At 71.0% G+C, this 13,691-nt stretch carries 12 protein-coding genes; 7 read left to right on the forward strand and 5 right to left on the reverse strand.

Going from position 1 to position 13,691, the window contains the following annotated elements; translation table 11 throughout:
- Positions 1 to 357: 357 nt before the first annotated feature.
- Complete coding sequence (locus tag O3X23_RS21820) at positions 358 to 1,761, reverse strand: SWIM zinc finger family protein (RefSeq protein ID WP_269273160.1); 1,404 nt, start codon at positions 1,759 to 1,761, stop codon at positions 358 to 360.
- Positions 1,758 to 4,679: a DEAD/DEAH box helicase gene (locus tag O3X23_RS21825; RefSeq protein ID WP_443047928.1), complete on the reverse strand. Its 2,922-nt coding sequence runs from the start codon at positions 4,677 to 4,679 to the stop codon at positions 1,758 to 1,760. The genes O3X23_RS21820 and O3X23_RS21825 overlap by 4 nt, the downstream gene beginning before the upstream one ends.
- Positions 4,680 to 5,255: 576 nt before the next feature.
- Between O3X23_RS21825 and O3X23_RS21830 the strand changes: the two genes are divergently transcribed.
- Together O3X23_RS21830 and O3X23_RS21835 are read left to right on the forward strand one after the other, a co-directional pair.
- A complete protein-coding gene (locus O3X23_RS21830) occupies positions 5,256 to 5,516 on the forward strand; it encodes a type II toxin-antitoxin system Phd/YefM family antitoxin (protein WP_164295354.1) in 261 nt (86 codons plus the stop codon).
- Entirely contained in the window at positions 5,513 to 5,782 is a 270-nt protein-coding gene (locus tag O3X23_RS21835) for a Txe/YoeB family addiction module toxin (RefSeq protein ID WP_269273162.1), read from the forward strand. The genes O3X23_RS21830 and O3X23_RS21835 overlap by 4 nt, the downstream gene beginning before the upstream one ends.
- A 377-nt stretch (positions 5,783 to 6,159) precedes the next feature.
- On the opposite strand, the gene ychF is transcribed toward O3X23_RS21835, so the two are convergent.
- Positions 6,160 to 7,248: a redox-regulated ATPase YchF gene (gene ychF, locus O3X23_RS21840; RefSeq protein ID WP_269273163.1), complete on the reverse strand. Its 1,089-nt coding sequence runs from the start codon at positions 7,246 to 7,248 to the stop codon at positions 6,160 to 6,162.
- Positions 7,249 to 7,423: 175 nt separating this feature from the next.
- Between ychF and O3X23_RS21845 the strand changes: the two genes are divergently transcribed.
- A complete protein-coding gene (locus O3X23_RS21845; protein ID WP_269273164.1) occupies positions 7,424 to 8,065 on the forward strand; it encodes a DUF6542 domain-containing protein in 642 nt (213 codons plus the stop codon).
- Here O3X23_RS21845 and ppgK read toward each other — a convergent pair.
- Both ppgK and O3X23_RS21855 read right to left on the reverse strand, forming a co-directional pair.
- Positions 7,986 to 8,723: a polyphosphate--glucose phosphotransferase gene (gene ppgK / locus O3X23_RS21850; RefSeq protein WP_269273165.1), complete on the reverse strand. Its 738-nt coding sequence runs from the start codon at positions 8,721 to 8,723 to the stop codon at positions 7,986 to 7,988. The two genes, O3X23_RS21845 and ppgK, sit on opposite strands and share 80 nt — an antisense overlap.
- A gap of 30 nt (positions 8,724 to 8,753) precedes the next feature.
- Positions 8,754 to 9,749: a 4-hydroxy-3-methylbut-2-enyl diphosphate reductase gene (locus O3X23_RS21855; protein WP_269273166.1), complete on the reverse strand. Its 996-nt coding sequence runs from the start codon at positions 9,747 to 9,749 to the stop codon at positions 8,754 to 8,756.
- 137 nt (positions 9,750 to 9,886) lie between these two features.
- On the opposite strand from O3X23_RS21855, the gene O3X23_RS21860 reads away from it, so the two are divergent.
- The 4 genes from O3X23_RS21860 (at position 9,887) to O3X23_RS21875 (ending at position 13,626) form a co-directional block, all read left to right on the forward strand.
- On the forward strand, positions 9,887 to 11,269 hold the full coding sequence (locus O3X23_RS21860; protein ID WP_269273167.1) for an APC family permease: 1,383 nt from the start codon (positions 9,887 to 9,889) through the stop codon (positions 11,267 to 11,269).
- Positions 11,270 to 11,388: 119 nt separating this feature from the next.
- Positions 11,389 to 12,615, forward strand: a complete 1,227-nt coding sequence (gene xseA / locus O3X23_RS21865) for an exodeoxyribonuclease VII large subunit (protein ID WP_269273168.1) — start codon at positions 11,389 to 11,391, stop codon at positions 12,613 to 12,615.
- Between the two features lie 9 nt (positions 12,616 to 12,624).
- A complete protein-coding gene (locus O3X23_RS21870; RefSeq protein ID WP_269273169.1) occupies positions 12,625 to 12,846 on the forward strand; it encodes an exodeoxyribonuclease VII small subunit in 222 nt (73 codons plus the stop codon).
- A 183-nt stretch (positions 12,847 to 13,029) separates the two neighbouring features.
- A complete protein-coding gene (locus O3X23_RS21875; protein ID WP_269273170.1) occupies positions 13,030 to 13,626 on the forward strand; it encodes a malonic semialdehyde reductase in 597 nt (198 codons plus the stop codon).
- Positions 13,627 to 13,691: the final 65 nt, after the last annotated feature.

Raw genomic sequence — 13,691 nt, forward strand, 5'->3', positions numbered from 1 at the left:
CCCCACCACATCGGCCCCGCCCCCCGAGCCCCCGGCGTCCTGAGGGCGGGACCAGGTCCCGTGGACGAAACGGCGGCGGGGCCGGCTCCGAAGGAGCCGGCCCCGCTTGACCTGCCTGTTCCGCCACGCCGCTCACGCGGCGTCGGTGCGGTCGCTCACACGTTGAAGCGGAACTACCCCACAACGCTCTGACCTGCGGGTATACGGGCGCATTCCAGCACCATCCCAGTACGGGACTCGTGACAACCTACAAGAAGACCCAAGGTCGAAAACGCTACACAACAGCGTCGGCAACGTCTCGTCCTGCCGCTCACTCTCGACAGCGCACCGTCCATTCGCCGCACCCGTCCATTCACCTCAAGGTGACTCTGCGCCGAGGGCTCCGTACAGCGCCTCGTCAGCGTCGGTGGCGGGCGGGCCCGCCGCCCACCACTGGCCGCGCTCCTTCTGGTACGGGTACCAGCACCCGTCCGAGCCCCAGCGCAGCTCGACGTCCTCGCCGACCAGCTGCAGGCGGCCACGGGTCCGGCGCGGCCTGGGCGGTCCTGACCGGCCTGGACTCCGTAACTGCAGCAGCCGCTCGCGTGCCGCGGCCTCAGTCTCGGGCGGCGGTACGAGTGTGCCGTCCAGGGCGCTCAGCGCCGCCGGGCCGCCGTAGCGCCAGGCGACGCTCGCCCGGGCGAGCCGGGTGCGGGCCCGGTCCGAGCTGTTCAGGAGGCGGGAGACCACCGGCAGGTCGCCGTCGGCGGCAGCAGCCCGGCGCACGGTGTCGTGCCAGGGGTCGCCGTCCAGCATCAGAAGATCGGCCGCCTGCGTCTGCGCGGCCCCGGCAGCCGCCGTTGTATCGGTGACATCCCGCTGGTCAACCGCCCACACATAGACCGCCGAAGCACGCCGGGCGGCATCGACGGCCAGCAGGTGCAGCGCTTCCGGGGCGACGGACTCGCCTACGAGCAGCACCGGCGTCATCGCCGCGGCCCTCTCCTGGCCCACGACAGGAGCCGGGACGGGAACAAGGAGGGGCGCGGGCAGCACCGGCAGTACGGCAGGACCGTCCGCCGCGCGGGCCCGGGCCCGCGCGAACACCTCACCCGCCGGGACCCCACTGGGCCGCGCCGCCCGTACGGCCTCCTCGTCCGCCGCGGACTGCTCCCGCGCTCTGTGGCGTACCGAGATCTCGGTGGCTGCCTCGACAAGATCGCGTCCGCGCAGTACGAGCAGCGCCTCGGCGCGGGTGTCCAGGGCCCGCGCGAACGCGTACGACAGCGCGGCGGCGTGCTTGCACGGGTGGCCCCAGTCGGGACAGGAGCAGTGGTAGACGAACGCGTCCGGCGGTGGGACCAGATCCGTCTCCGCCCGCACCGCGGCATCGACCGCGTGTACGCCGAGCCGACCCTGGGCGAGTTCGAGCAGCAGCTCCCGCCCGGCGGCGGTCCACTCCTCGAAGAGCTTGTCCCACTGCGCCTCGGACAGTTCGGGTACGTGGATCTCGCAGCGGTAGGGGGTACGGCGGCTGCCCTTGACGCGGGCGGCCACCGACCCCGGCCGCACCGTGATCTCGCCGACCGCCCCCTTGCGTGCGTAGGTGCGGGCGCGGGCCAGGCGGCTGTCGTGGCCCGCGGAGAATCCGTACCCGAACGACGAGGAAGGCGTCTGAAGGGAGTCGATCCACTCCTCGCCCCACCAGCTGCTCGCCATCTCCCGCTGCCCGCGCGCCAGTTGCGGCGCCGGGAGGGCGAGGGTACCGGTGCGGCGCCTCATCGGCGGCTCCTGTCGCCGTGGGCGGAATGCAGGGAGACCAGATCGGCGAGTTCATCGTCGCTCAGGTCGGTGAGGGCGGCCTCGCCCTGCCCGCCGAGCACGGAGTCCGCCAAGTCACGCTTACTGCTGAGGAGTTGGGCGATCCGGTCCTCCACCGTACCCTCGGAGATCAGGCGGTGGACCTGGACGGGCTGGGTCTGGCCGATGCGGTACGCGCGGTCGGTGGCCTGATCTTCCACGGCCGGGTTCCACCACCGGTCGTAGTGGATGACGTGCCCGGCGCGGGTGAGATTGAGGCCGGTGCCCGCGGCCTTCAGGGAGAGCAGGAAGACCGGGGCCTCGCCGCGCTGAAAAGCGTCGACCATCTCCTCGCGCCGCTTCACCGGCGTACCGCCGTGCAGATAAAGGGAGTTGATGCCGCGCGCGGTCAGATGGTGTTCGAGGAGGCGGGCCATCTGCGTGTACTGGGTGAACAGCAGCACGGACGCGTCCTCGGCGACGATCACATCGAGGAGTTCGTCGAGGAGTTCCAGTTTGCCACTGCGGCCGGTCAGCCGGGTCGCGTCGGGCTCCTTCAGATACTGGGCGGGGTGGTTGCAGATCTGCTTGAGCGCGGTGAGGAGTTTGAGGACGAGGCCGTGCCGGGCGATGCCCTTCGCCTCCCGGATCGCGGCGAGCGACTCGCGTACCTGCGCCTCGTAGAGCACGGTCTGCTCCCTGCTCAGCAGCACCCGCTCATCGGTCTCTGTCTTCGGTGGCAGCTCGGGCGCGATGCCCGGGTCGGCCTTGCGGCGGCGCAGCACGAAGGGGCGGATGAGCCGGCCGAGGCGCTCGGCCGCCGCACTGTCCTCCTCGCCGGCCGCACCGCCGCGCGCGGCACGCTCGGCGGCCCGCCCGTACCGCTGCCTGAAGGTCTTCAGGGAGCCGAGCAGCCCGGGGGTGCCCCAGTCCAGGAGCGCCCACAGTTCACTGAGGTTGTTCTCCACCGGCGTGCCCGACAGGGCTACGCGCGCCGAACTCGGCAGGGTGCGCAGCGCTTTCGCGGTGGCCCCTGCCGGGTTCTTCACGTGCTGTGCCTCGTCCGCGACGAGGAGCCCCCACGGCCCGGCTTCGGCGAGCGCCTGGGCGTCGCGGCGCATGGTTCCGTATGTGGTGAGGACGATCTCGCCCGGCTTGAGGCCGCCCAGATCGCGCCCCGGTCCATGGTGGCGGCGCCAGGGGGTGCCGGGCGCGAACCTGTCGATCTCCCGGCCCCAGTTGCCGAGCAGGGATGCCGGACAGACCACCAGAGCCGGCCTGCCCGCGGTCGCCGGATCCTCCTGGCGGCGCAGATGCAGGGCGATCGTGGTGATCGTCTTGCCCAGGCCCATGTCGTCGGCGAGGCAGGCGCCGAGCCCCAGCCGGGTCATCCGGTCCAGCCAGGCAAGTCCGCGCAGCTGATAGCCGCGCAGGGTGGCGTCCAGGGCGGCTGGCGCGGCCAACTCGGCCGCACTGGCCCGCTCGGGAGCGGCGAGCCTGTCGCGCAGCGCGGCCAGCCACCCTCCTGCCCGTACGGGAACGAGAACACCGTCGGGGTCCTCCACGCTGCCGGTGAGCGCGGCGGCCAGCGCATCGAGGGCGCCCAGTTCCTTGCGGGCCCTGCGCGCCTTGCGCAGCAGCTCCGCGTCCACCACGACCCACTGGTCACGCAGCCGCACCAGGGGGCGGCGGGCCTGCGCGAGCCGGTCCAGCTCGCCTTGCGTCAGCGTACGGTCGCCGACCGCGAACTCCCAGCGAAAGGAGAGGAGTTGCTCGGGCGAGAAGAACGCGGGGGTCTCGGCATCCTTCTCGCGCTCGGCCTCCCTGTCGGGCTCGATCACCGCGCGGGCCGTCATCTCCCGCGCCAGCTCCTTGGGGAGGTGGACGGCCACCCCGGCGGCCGACAGCGAGGCCGCCCCGCCTGCCAGGAGTCCAATGAACTCCTGGTCGTCCAGGGCGAGTTCATCTGGAACCGGCAGCGAGAGGATCCGGTGCAGCGGCGGCCACGCAGTGGCGGCCCGGCGCAGAACGTCCTCCACCTGGACGCGGGTACGCGGACCAAAACCGCCGCTCTCGCCACTGAAGACGCCGGCCGCGTCCGCGAGGAGCAGCGGATCGGCGAGCGAGTGCACCTGCACAACGGCCCGCACTGATGCACCGGCCACCTCCAGAGCAGCGTCGTACGCGTCCTCGTCGTACGCGTCGCCCTCGTCGTCCGCATATTCACGCATCGCGCCGCCGGGCAGTTCGAGCCGCAGCGAGACGCGTACACCGGCATCCCGGCCGTCGGCCACCCGCGCGGCCCACGCCCGCAGCCCCGGCAGGTGCTGCGCATCCCGCGAGGCGAACGGCCGCATCCCCGCGGCCGCCGATGCGGCAGGGGTACGCGGCAGCAGATCCGCCACCGCGTCCATGAACTCCCTCAACCGGGCGTAAGGATCTGGGAGTTGCAGCGGCGTACGCGCACTCCCCTCCCCCGCGGACTCCAGCGGTACGGCGTACGCGGCGGGCGGCATGACCTCGGCCAGCGCTCGCACCCAGGTCGCGTCCGCCTCCGCATAAGGGCCAAGCCGCCAGGCATCATGGTCACCGGCGCTGAGCCCCGGCAGCAGCAGCCCGCGCCCCGCCAGGTGCAGGGCGTACAGAGCAGCATGCCGCCAGACTGCCGCCGTCTCACCGCACGGCGCATCCGCCTCCACGTCCACGGACAAGACCCAGGGCAGCACCTCGGCCAACGGCCGCACCACCGCCGACACCGTACGCCGACGCGCACCACGCCCATGCGCGGTAACGATCTCCACGTCCTCGGCCGGCAAACCCGCGGGAAGCCGACCGCTCCCCGCGACATGAAACGCGACGCGCCCACTGCGCGGTGGATCCGCCGGCAGAAACACCGCCACACACCCGGACAACTCCGCCCACTGCTCCCCGGCGAACGCCGGGGACGAAACCCTTTCCCGACCCCCCGCGGGCTCAACAGCCGCATGAGCTACGGCAACAGGGGGTACAGCAACACGGGATACGGCGCCACGGGCCGACCCGCGCACGACAGACAGCCGAGGGGCAGGGATCTCACTCCCCGCCTCGTCGTAGTACTGCGTCCGAACCTCATGGCCGTCATCGTCATCCACGGTCACCACCCGAAATACGGTGGCCATGCGCCGATCCCTTCGCCTGTCGGCAGACGGTGGCCCACCCCGGATCCACCCCGCCATCCCGGACGGGTAAGCCTACCGGGCCCGGTCGCTCCCCTTGACAATCGCCCAGAGGTGGCCCTGGAACACGACGATGTCGGGCTCGGCGCCCAGCACCGCCTCCCTGCGCGCCCCAACGAGACATCTGATCGAACCGGGTGCCCGGTCGCGTGATCTTGGCGGGGATGGGCAGCTTCCGGGCTTCTGGTACCGAAATCCGTACCGATGATGTACCTTTTTCAGTACCATACGAGGATGGCCGGAACCAAAGGGGCAACAGCTATGACGATCACCGGAACCGAGGCGCGGAGGGACTTCTTCCCCCTGCTGAAGAAGGTCAACGACGATCACGCGCCGGTGCGGATCGCCTCCAAGCAGGGAAACGCCGTCCTCATGGCGGAGTCCGACTACGAAGCGTGGACGGAGACCATGTACCTGCTCAGCAACGCGCGCACCGCCGCTGAGCTGATGGAGTCCGTTGCCGAACTGAACGCCGGACGCGGCACTGTGCGCGACCTGATCGACCCGGAGGCGGCGGAGTGAAGGTCATGTTCTCCACTCGTGCGTGGGAGCAGTACGCACAATGGGCCATGACCGACCGGCGCGCCCTCAAACGCATCAACGTCCTGATCGCGGACATCCAGCGCAACCCGGATGACGGCAACGGCCTCGGGAAGCCCGAGATGCTGAAGGGCGCGCTCAAGGGCTGGTGCTCACGGCGCATCACCGAGGAACACCGCCTCGTGTACCGGGTGAGCGGTGACGTACTGGAGATCGCCCGCGTCTACGGCCACTACACCGACCGCTAGCCAGCGGGTCAGCCCCGGATCGCCTCACCGAGACCGCCTCAGCGCCGAAGCTCCCCGCGCCGCCGACCTTGAGCCCTTCCTCCACGGCTGGAGTCCGTTACGGACCCGCTCGTACTGGACCCCACCGCCGCTCACGCCCACGCACTCTCACCGAGGCAGGGCAAAGCCGGACCTACCCCCCGTACCCTCACCCAGCACGGGGGGCCTTCTCCCATCCCAGCACGGTAGAGGTGAGCAGGGGTGATGACGGGTGACGAGGGGTCAGCCAACCCAGCACCATCCCAGCACGGGAAAGAATTAGGGGTCCGACTCCAAAGAGTCGGACCCCTTCCGACCTGCACGTTTGCCAGATCAGTGACGTGGTGGTATGTCACCCATTACACATTGAAGCGGAACTCGACCACGTCGCCGTCCTGCATCACGTAGTCCTTGCCCTCCATGCGGGCCTTGCCCTTGGCGCGGGCTTCGGGGATGGAGCCGCAGGCGACGAGGTCGTCGTAGGAGACGATCTCGGCCTTGATGAAGCCGCGCTGGAAGTCGGTGTGGATCACGCCGGCCGCCTCGGGAGCCGTGGCGCCCTTCTTGATGGTCCAGGCGCGGGTTTCCTTGGGGCCTGCCGTGAGGTAGGTCTGCAGGCCGAGGGTGGCGAAGCCGACGCGGCCGAGGACGGCCATGCCGGGCTCCTCCTGGCCCATGGACTGCAGGAGCTCGAGGGCTTCCTCGTCGTCGAGCTCGATCAGCTCGGCCTCGATCTTGGCGTTCAGGAAGATCGCCTCGGCGGGGGCGACGAGAGCGCGCTGCTCGTTCTTGAAGTCCTCGTCGACCAGTTCGTCCTCGTCCACGTTGAAGACGTAGAGGAACGGCTTGACGGTGAGCAGGTGCAGCTCGTGCAGGAGCCGGCCCTGCTCGGTGCCCGCGTGGATGCCGGCGGCGTAGAGGGTGCGGCCCTCTTCGAGGATCTTCTGGGCGTCCAGGACCGCGGCCAGGACGGCGGCCTTCTCCTTCTGGAGGCGGGCCTCCTTGGTGAGGCGCGGGACGGCCTTCTCGACGGACTGCATGTCCGCGAGGATCAGCTCGGTGTTGATGGTCTCGATGTCGTCCTTCGGCGAGACCTTACCGTCCACATGGACGACGTTCTCGTCCTTGAAGGCCCGGATGACCTGGCAGATCGCATCCGACTCACGGATGTTCGCCAGGAACTTGTTGCCCAGGCCCTCACCCTCGCTCGCGCCGCGCACGATGCCCGCGATGTCGACGAAGTCGACCGTGGCGGGGAGCAGCTTCTGCGAGCCGAAGATCTTGGCGAGCTGGGCGAGGCGCGGGTCGGGGACGCCGACGACGCCCACGTTCGGCTCGATGGTGGCGAACGGGTAGTTGGCCGCCAGCACGTCGTTCTTGGTCAGGGCGTTGAAAAGGGTCGACTTGCCGACATTCGGCAGACCGACGATTCCGATCGTGAGCGACACGTGGCGACTTCCCGTAACGAGAGGAGCAAGGGGGTGGAGCGGTCCAGGCAGACCGATCCACCAGTCTACGGGGCTCGCGCGGGCCCGACCCGTCGCCGTCGAACAGAAGGCCAAGGACGGTGCAAAGGCGTGTCCTGGCAGGGTATGACCGGGGTCGTCCGCCTACTTTGAGTGGGTGGAGCAACACAGCGCGCGCACAGGCACCAGGAACGGCATCAGGAACGACTCCGGGAACAATGGCGAGAACGCCGAAAAGGGCGGACCCCGGCTGCCCAGGCCCGCCCGCACCGCCACCAGCACGGTGGGGGGCTCGGTGGTCTACCGCTCGGCACAGCGCGGTGCGCTCGGCGCGCTGGGGCCCACCATCGCGGCGCTCGCCCGGGTCGTCCGGGTACCCCAGGTCCAGCCCAAGCTCACCGGCCTGGGGACGGGGCTGCTGATCGTCGTCGTCACGGTGTCGGGCGGCGGGCTGGACGCCCTGCTCTTCGACGGTCCCGGTGTTCTGTTCGGACTGCTGTTCGTCGCGGTCTGCGTCACGGCGGCCCTGTACGTGCGGCCGTACGACCTGGTGGCGGCGCCGATCGCCGCCCCCATCGCGTTCGCCACCGCCATCGCGCTGACCGGCGACGACAACGGCGGTGGCTTCGTCGGCCACCTGCTCGGCATGTTCACCGGGCTGGCCCTGCTGACCGGCTGGCTCTACACCGGAACGCTGCTGGCCGCCGTGATCGTCGGCGTCAGAGCTTTGCGGCGCTCATGGCGGCGCCGACGATCCCCGCGTTGTTCTGCAGAGCTGCGGGGACGATCTCGGCGCTGATCCCCTCGATCAGCGGCAGGAACTTCTCCGCCTTGCGGCTCACCCCGCCACCGATCACGAACAGCTCGGGCGAGAACAGCATCTCGACGTGGGCGAGGTACTTCGTCAGGCGGTGCGCCCAGTGCTCCCAGCTGAGGTCGTCGTCCTCGCGGGCCTTGACCGACGCGCGCTTCTCCGCGTCGTGGCCGTGCAGCTCCAGATGGCCCAGCTCGGTGTTGGGCAGCAGGTGCCCGTCGACGAAGACCGCGCTGCCGATGCCGGTGCCCAGCGTCAGCATGATCACCGTCCCGCCGCGGCCCCGGCCGGCGCCGAAGGTCATCTCGGCGACTCCGGCCGCGTCCGCGTCGTTCAGGACGGCCACCGGCATGCCCAGCCGGTCCGAGATCAGGGCGCGGGCGTCCGTGCCGATCCAGTTCGAGTCGACGTTGGCCGCCGTCCGGGTCACCCCGTCCACCACGACCCCGGGGAAGGTCACCCCCACCGGCCCCGACCAGCCGAAATGCTCCACGACCTGCTGGACGCCCTCCAGCACGGCGTCAGGGGTGGCCGGGTGCGGGGTGGACACCTTGCAGCGCACTTCCGCCAGATCGCCACGCTCCAGGTCGACCGGAGCGCCCTTGATGCCTGTCCCGCCGATGTCAACGCCGAACACGTCCATGACCTCCACGCTAAGCGTGAACCGTTCGGTTCACCCCCTGGCAGATGCCCCGGGGGCGGTCTCCGCACGCAGGTCGCGGCGCAATTCCTTCGGCAGCGAGAACACGATGCTCTCCTCCGCCGACCGCAGGATTTCCACATCGGCGAAGCCGCGCTCGGCCAGCCACTCCAGCACGCCCTCGACGAGGATCTCCGGGACGGAGGCGCCCGAGGTGACGCCGACCGTGGTCACGCCCTCCAGCCACGCCTCGTCGCACTCGTCGGCGAAGTCCACCAGGTACGAGGCCCGGGAGCCGGCCTGCAGGGCGACCTCGACCAGCCGGACGGAGTTCGACGAGTTCTTGGAGCCGACGACGATGACCAGTTCCGCCTCCGCGCCGATCTGCTTCACCGCGACCTGACGGTTCTGCGTGGCGTAACAGATGTCGTCGCTCGGGGGGCTGATCAGGTTGGGGAAGCGCTCCTTGAGGGCGTCGACGGTCTCCATCGTCTCGTCGACGGAGAGCGTGGTCTGGGAGAGCCAGACGACCTTGCTCTCGTCGCGCACCTCCACGTTCGCCACGTCGGCCGGGCCGTCGACGAGCGTCATGCGCTCCGGGGCCTCGCCCATGGTGCCGACGACCTCTTCATGGCCCTCATGGCCGATCAGCAGGATGTCGTAGTCCTCGTTCGCGAACCGGACGGCTTCCTTGTGCACCTTGGTGACCAGCGGGCACGTCGCGTCGATCGAGGCCAGGCTGCGCTGCGCGGCCTCCTCGTGGACGACCGGGGCGACGCCGTGCGCCGAGAAGATCACGATGGCGTTCTCGGGCACCTCCTCCGTCTCGTCGACAAAGATCGCGCCCTTCTTCTGCAGGGTCTGCACGACGTATTTGTTGTGGACGATCTCCTTGCGGACGTAGATCGGCGCTCCGTACTGCTCCAGTGCCTTCTCGACGGTGATCACAGCGCGGTCCACGCCTGCGCAGTATCCGCGGGGGGCTGCGAGCAGGACGCGTCGGGCAGTCGTAGCAGTCATGTCAGCCATGGTACGGGGCGGCCGAGTGCTCCGAAGAAGGCTGTCCGGGGGTGACCGGGGGCTGTCCGGGGCTGTCCGGGCGTTACCCGGGCTTGTCCGGCCGCGCTCCGCTCGTGGGCGCGACGCGCGTCGCGCAAGCTGGGCGCATGAGCGCACCGACCCCCGCTCCCCCGCCCGGCACGGCCCACGCCGAAGACGGCACCCTCAGACGCAGCCTCGGCCTGCGCGACCTCGTGGTCTACGGGCTGCTGTTCATCGCCCCCATGGCGCCCGTCGGGGTGTTCGGCGCGCTGGACGCCAGATCGCACGGGGCGGTCGCGCTCGTCTACGTGTTCGCGACGGCCGCGATGGCGTTCACCGCGTTCAGCTACGCGCAGATGGTGCGGGTCGTCCCGCAGGCCGGCTCGGTCTTCGCCTACGCGCGGGCCGGGCTCGGCGAGGGGCCCGGCTTCATCGCCGGCTGGATGGCGATGCTCGACTACCTGCTCATCCCCGCCGTGGCCTACCTCTTCTCCGGGATCGCGCTGCACGCGCTGGTCCCGTCGGTGTCCCAGTGGGTGTGGACGACGATCGCGGTCGTGGTGACGACCGGCCTCAACCTGTGGGGCGTGCGGGCCGCGGCGAAGGTCGGCTTCCTCGTGCTGGCGCTGGAGATCGTGGTGCTGCTGGTCTTCGTGGTGTCCGCGGTCGTGGTGCTCGGCACGGACGGCGCGCAGCGCGGCTGGGCCTCGCCCTTCACCGGGCAGGGCGCGTTCTCGCTGGGGGCGGTGCTGGGCGCGGTGTCCGTGGCGGTGCTGTCGTATCTGGGGTTCGACGCCATCGCCTCCTTCGCCGAGGAGGTGGTGGGCGGCTCGGCGAAGGTGGCGCGGGCCGTCCTGTTCTGCCTCCTCATGGCGGGTGTGCTGTTCATCGCGCAGACGTACCTGGCGGCGCTGCTCGCCCCGATGTCCGCGGCCGAGCTGGCCGCGAAGCCGGCCGGGCAGGGTTCCGCCTTCTACGACACGGTGGACTCGGCCGTCGGGGGGTGGCTGCACGACCTCGTCGCCGCCAGCAAGGCCATCGGCGCCGCCTTCGCCGCCCTCGCCGGGCAGGCCGCGGCGGGCAGGCTGCTCTTCGCGATGGCCCGCGACCGGCGGCTGCCGGGGCCGCTGGCCCGGGTCGACGCACGCAGCGGGGTGCCCCGGCGGGCGCTGCTGCTCGCGGCGGTCGTCACGCTGGTCGCCGCGGTCTGGGCGGCCCGCCGCGACGACGGCCTGGACCGGCTGGTCTCGGTCGTCGACATCGGCGCGCTCACGGCGTTCTCGCTGCTGCACCTGTCGGTCGTCGGCTGGTTCGCCGTGCGCCGCCGGGAGGGACCGCCCGACGTGCTGCGCCACATCGTCGCGCCGCTGCTGGGCCTCGCGATCACCGTCGCCGTGATCGTCGAGGCCGCGGGCTCCGCCCAGGTGGTCGGGGCGGTCTGGCTGGCCGCGGGGCTGATCGTGCTGGCTGCCCAGCTCTCCCGGCGGCGGACGGCGACCGGCCTGTAGCCCGGAGCCCCGTAGCGCGGAGCCCGGGACGCGCACGGCCGGCAGCACGGGCGGAAGCGCGGCTGGAAGCATGGGCGGAAGCCGATCCCGCTGTCGGCGGTGGCCGATACGCTCGGGACATGGCTCTGAGTACGTCGGCGGATACGCCGATCCCCGTCGGCGAGGTGTCACGGCTGATCGGCGGGTGGGTGGACCGGCTCGGCGCCGTCTGGGTGGAGGGGCAGATCACCCAGCTGTCGCGGCGGCCGGGCGCGGGCGTGGTGTTCCTGACGCTGCGCGACCCGTCGCACGATGTGTCGATCTCGGTGACGTGCTTCCGGGCGGTCTTCGACCAGATCGCCGACGTGGTCGGGGAGGGCGCCCGCGTCGTGCTGTTCGCCAAACCCGAGTGGTATGGGCCGCGCGGGCAGCTGTCGCTGCGCGCGACGGAGATCCGGCCGGTCGGCGTCGGTGAGCTGCTGGCGAGGCTGGAGCAGTTGAAGAGGTCGCTGGCGGCGGAGGGGCTGTTCGCGCTGGACCGCAAGCGCCCGCTGCCCTTCCTGCCGCAGTGCATCGGGCTGGTGACTGGCCGCGCCTCGGCGGCCGAGCGCGACGTGCTGGAGAACGCGCGGCTGCGCTGGCCCGCCGTCCGCTTCGCGGTGCGCAACGTGCCGGTGCAGGGCGCGCAGGCGGTGCCCCGGGTGGTGGAGGCGGTGCGCGAGCTGGACGCGCGCCCCGAGGTCGACGTGATCATCATCGCTCGCGGCGGCGGCAGCGTGGAGGACCTGCTGCCGTTCTCCGACGAGCAGCTGGTGCGGGCGGTGGCCGCGTGCGTCACCCCGGTCGTGTCGGCGATCGGGCACGAGCCCGACTCGCCGCTGCTGGACCTGGTGGCGGACCTGCGCGCCTCGACCCCGACGGATGCGGCGAAGCGCGTGGTGCCGGACGTGGGCGAGGAGCTGACGCGGGTGGAGCATGTGGGGCAGCGGGCGCTGCGGGTGGTGACCGGCCTGCTCGACCGTGAGCAGCGCGGTCTCGACGCGGCGCTCAGCCGACCGTCGATGGCCCGGCCGCACACGATGGTCGAGCAGCGCGAGGAACAGGTCGACGCGCTGCTGGAACGCAGCCGCCGGACGCTGCGGCATCTGCTGGACCGGGCGGAGGGCGAGCTGGAGCACACCCGGGCGCGGGTGGTGGCCCTCTCCCCCGCCGCGACCCTGCAGCGCGGCTACGCGGTGCTGCAGCGTGAGGACGGTTCCGTGGTGCGCGGCCCCGACGACGTGGCGGCGGACGAGGAGTTGCGGGCCCGGGTCGCCGACGGTGCGTTCCTGGTGAAGGTCACCGGCCCTGTCGTACCTCCCGCCTAGGCTGGGGCCATGGCAGAACAGGACACGCTGGGATACGAGCAGGCCCGGGACGAGCTCGTCGACGTCGTGCGGCGGCTGGAGGCCGGCGGCTCGACGCTGGAGGAGTCGCTGGCGCTCTGGGAGCGCGGCGAGGAGCTCGCGCGGGTGTGCCGGCGCTGGCTGGAAGGGGCGCGGGCGCGGCTGGACGCGGCGCTGGCCGAGGAGCCCGACGAGGAGACCGCCGCCGAGTGACGGGGCGGGGCGGCTGGGCACGGGCCGGGGCCGTCAGGTGACCGGTCGAGGATCGGTGGAACACACCTCGATGTGACGAGCGTCACTCCTGCCTCAGGAATTGTTGAACTTTCACACAGGTTGATGGGAGTGTTCGCGACGTGCCCGACCGGCGCAAATGCCACGATTCCCTAAGAGGTTCCTATGACTCTCGTACTCGACGCTGCCGCCCAGGACCTGCTCTTCCGTGAGGCCCGCACGGCCAACACCTTCACCGACGAGCCGGTGACCGACGAGCAGATCCAGGCGATCTACGACCTCGTCAAGTACGCGCCGACCGCGTTCAACCAGCAGCCGCTGCGTATCGTCCTGGTGCGTTCCGCCGAGGGCCGCGAGCGCCTCGTGAAGCACATGGCCGAGGGCAACCAGCCGAAGACCTCCGGCGCCCCGCTGGTCGCGATCCTCGCCGCGGACAACGAGTTCCACGAGGAGCTGCCGACGCAGTTCCCGCACTTCCCGCAGGCGAAGGACCTCTTCTTCTCCGAGCGCGCCGTGCGCGAGCAGGCCGCCACCCTCAACGGGTCGCTGCAGGCCGGCTACTTCATCCTCGGCATCCGCGCCGCCGGCCTGGCCGCCGGCCCGATGACCGGCTTCGACGCCGCGGGCATCGACAAGGAGTTCTTCCCGGAGGGTGACCACTCGGTCCTCGCCGTCGTGAACATCGGCAAGCCCGGCACCGACTCCTGGTTCCCGACCCGCAGCCCCCGCCTGGCCTACGACGAGGTCGTCACGACCGTCTGATCCGCCCCGCACACTCCCGAACGCCGGGCGCCCCTCACGGGCGGCCCGGCGTTCGTGCGTCCGGA

Origin of the sequence: Streptomyces sp. H39-S7, assembly GCF_027158205.1 — a bacterium.
Lineage (GTDB): Bacteria > Actinomycetota > Actinomycetes > Streptomycetales > Streptomycetaceae > Actinacidiphila.

Excerpts from the sequence above, each read along its gene's own strand:
- O3X23_RS21820 (WP_269273160.1), bottom strand. The coding sequence starts at position 1,761 with ATGAGGCGCCGCACCGGTACCCTCGCCCTCCCGGCGCCGCAACTGGCG.
- O3X23_RS21830 (WP_164295354.1), top strand. The coding sequence starts at position 5,256 with ATGACGATCACCGGAACCGAGGCGCGGAGGGACTTCTTCCCCCTGCTG.
- ppgK (WP_269273165.1), bottom strand. The coding sequence starts at position 8,723 with ATGGACGTGTTCGGCGTTGACATCGGCGGGACAGGCATCAAGGGCGCT.
- O3X23_RS21855 (WP_269273166.1), bottom strand. The coding sequence starts at position 9,749 with ATGGCTGACATGACTGCTACGACTGCCCGACGCGTCCTGCTCGCAGCC.
- O3X23_RS21860 (WP_269273167.1), top strand. The coding sequence starts at position 9,887 with ATGAGCGCACCGACCCCCGCTCCCCCGCCCGGCACGGCCCACGCCGAA.
- xseA (WP_269273168.1), top strand. The coding sequence starts at position 11,389 with ATGGCTCTGAGTACGTCGGCGGATACGCCGATCCCCGTCGGCGAGGTG.
- O3X23_RS21870 (WP_269273169.1), top strand. The coding sequence starts at position 12,625 with ATGGCAGAACAGGACACGCTGGGATACGAGCAGGCCCGGGACGAGCTC.
- O3X23_RS21875 (WP_269273170.1), top strand. The coding sequence starts at position 13,030 with ATGACTCTCGTACTCGACGCTGCCGCCCAGGACCTGCTCTTCCGTGAG.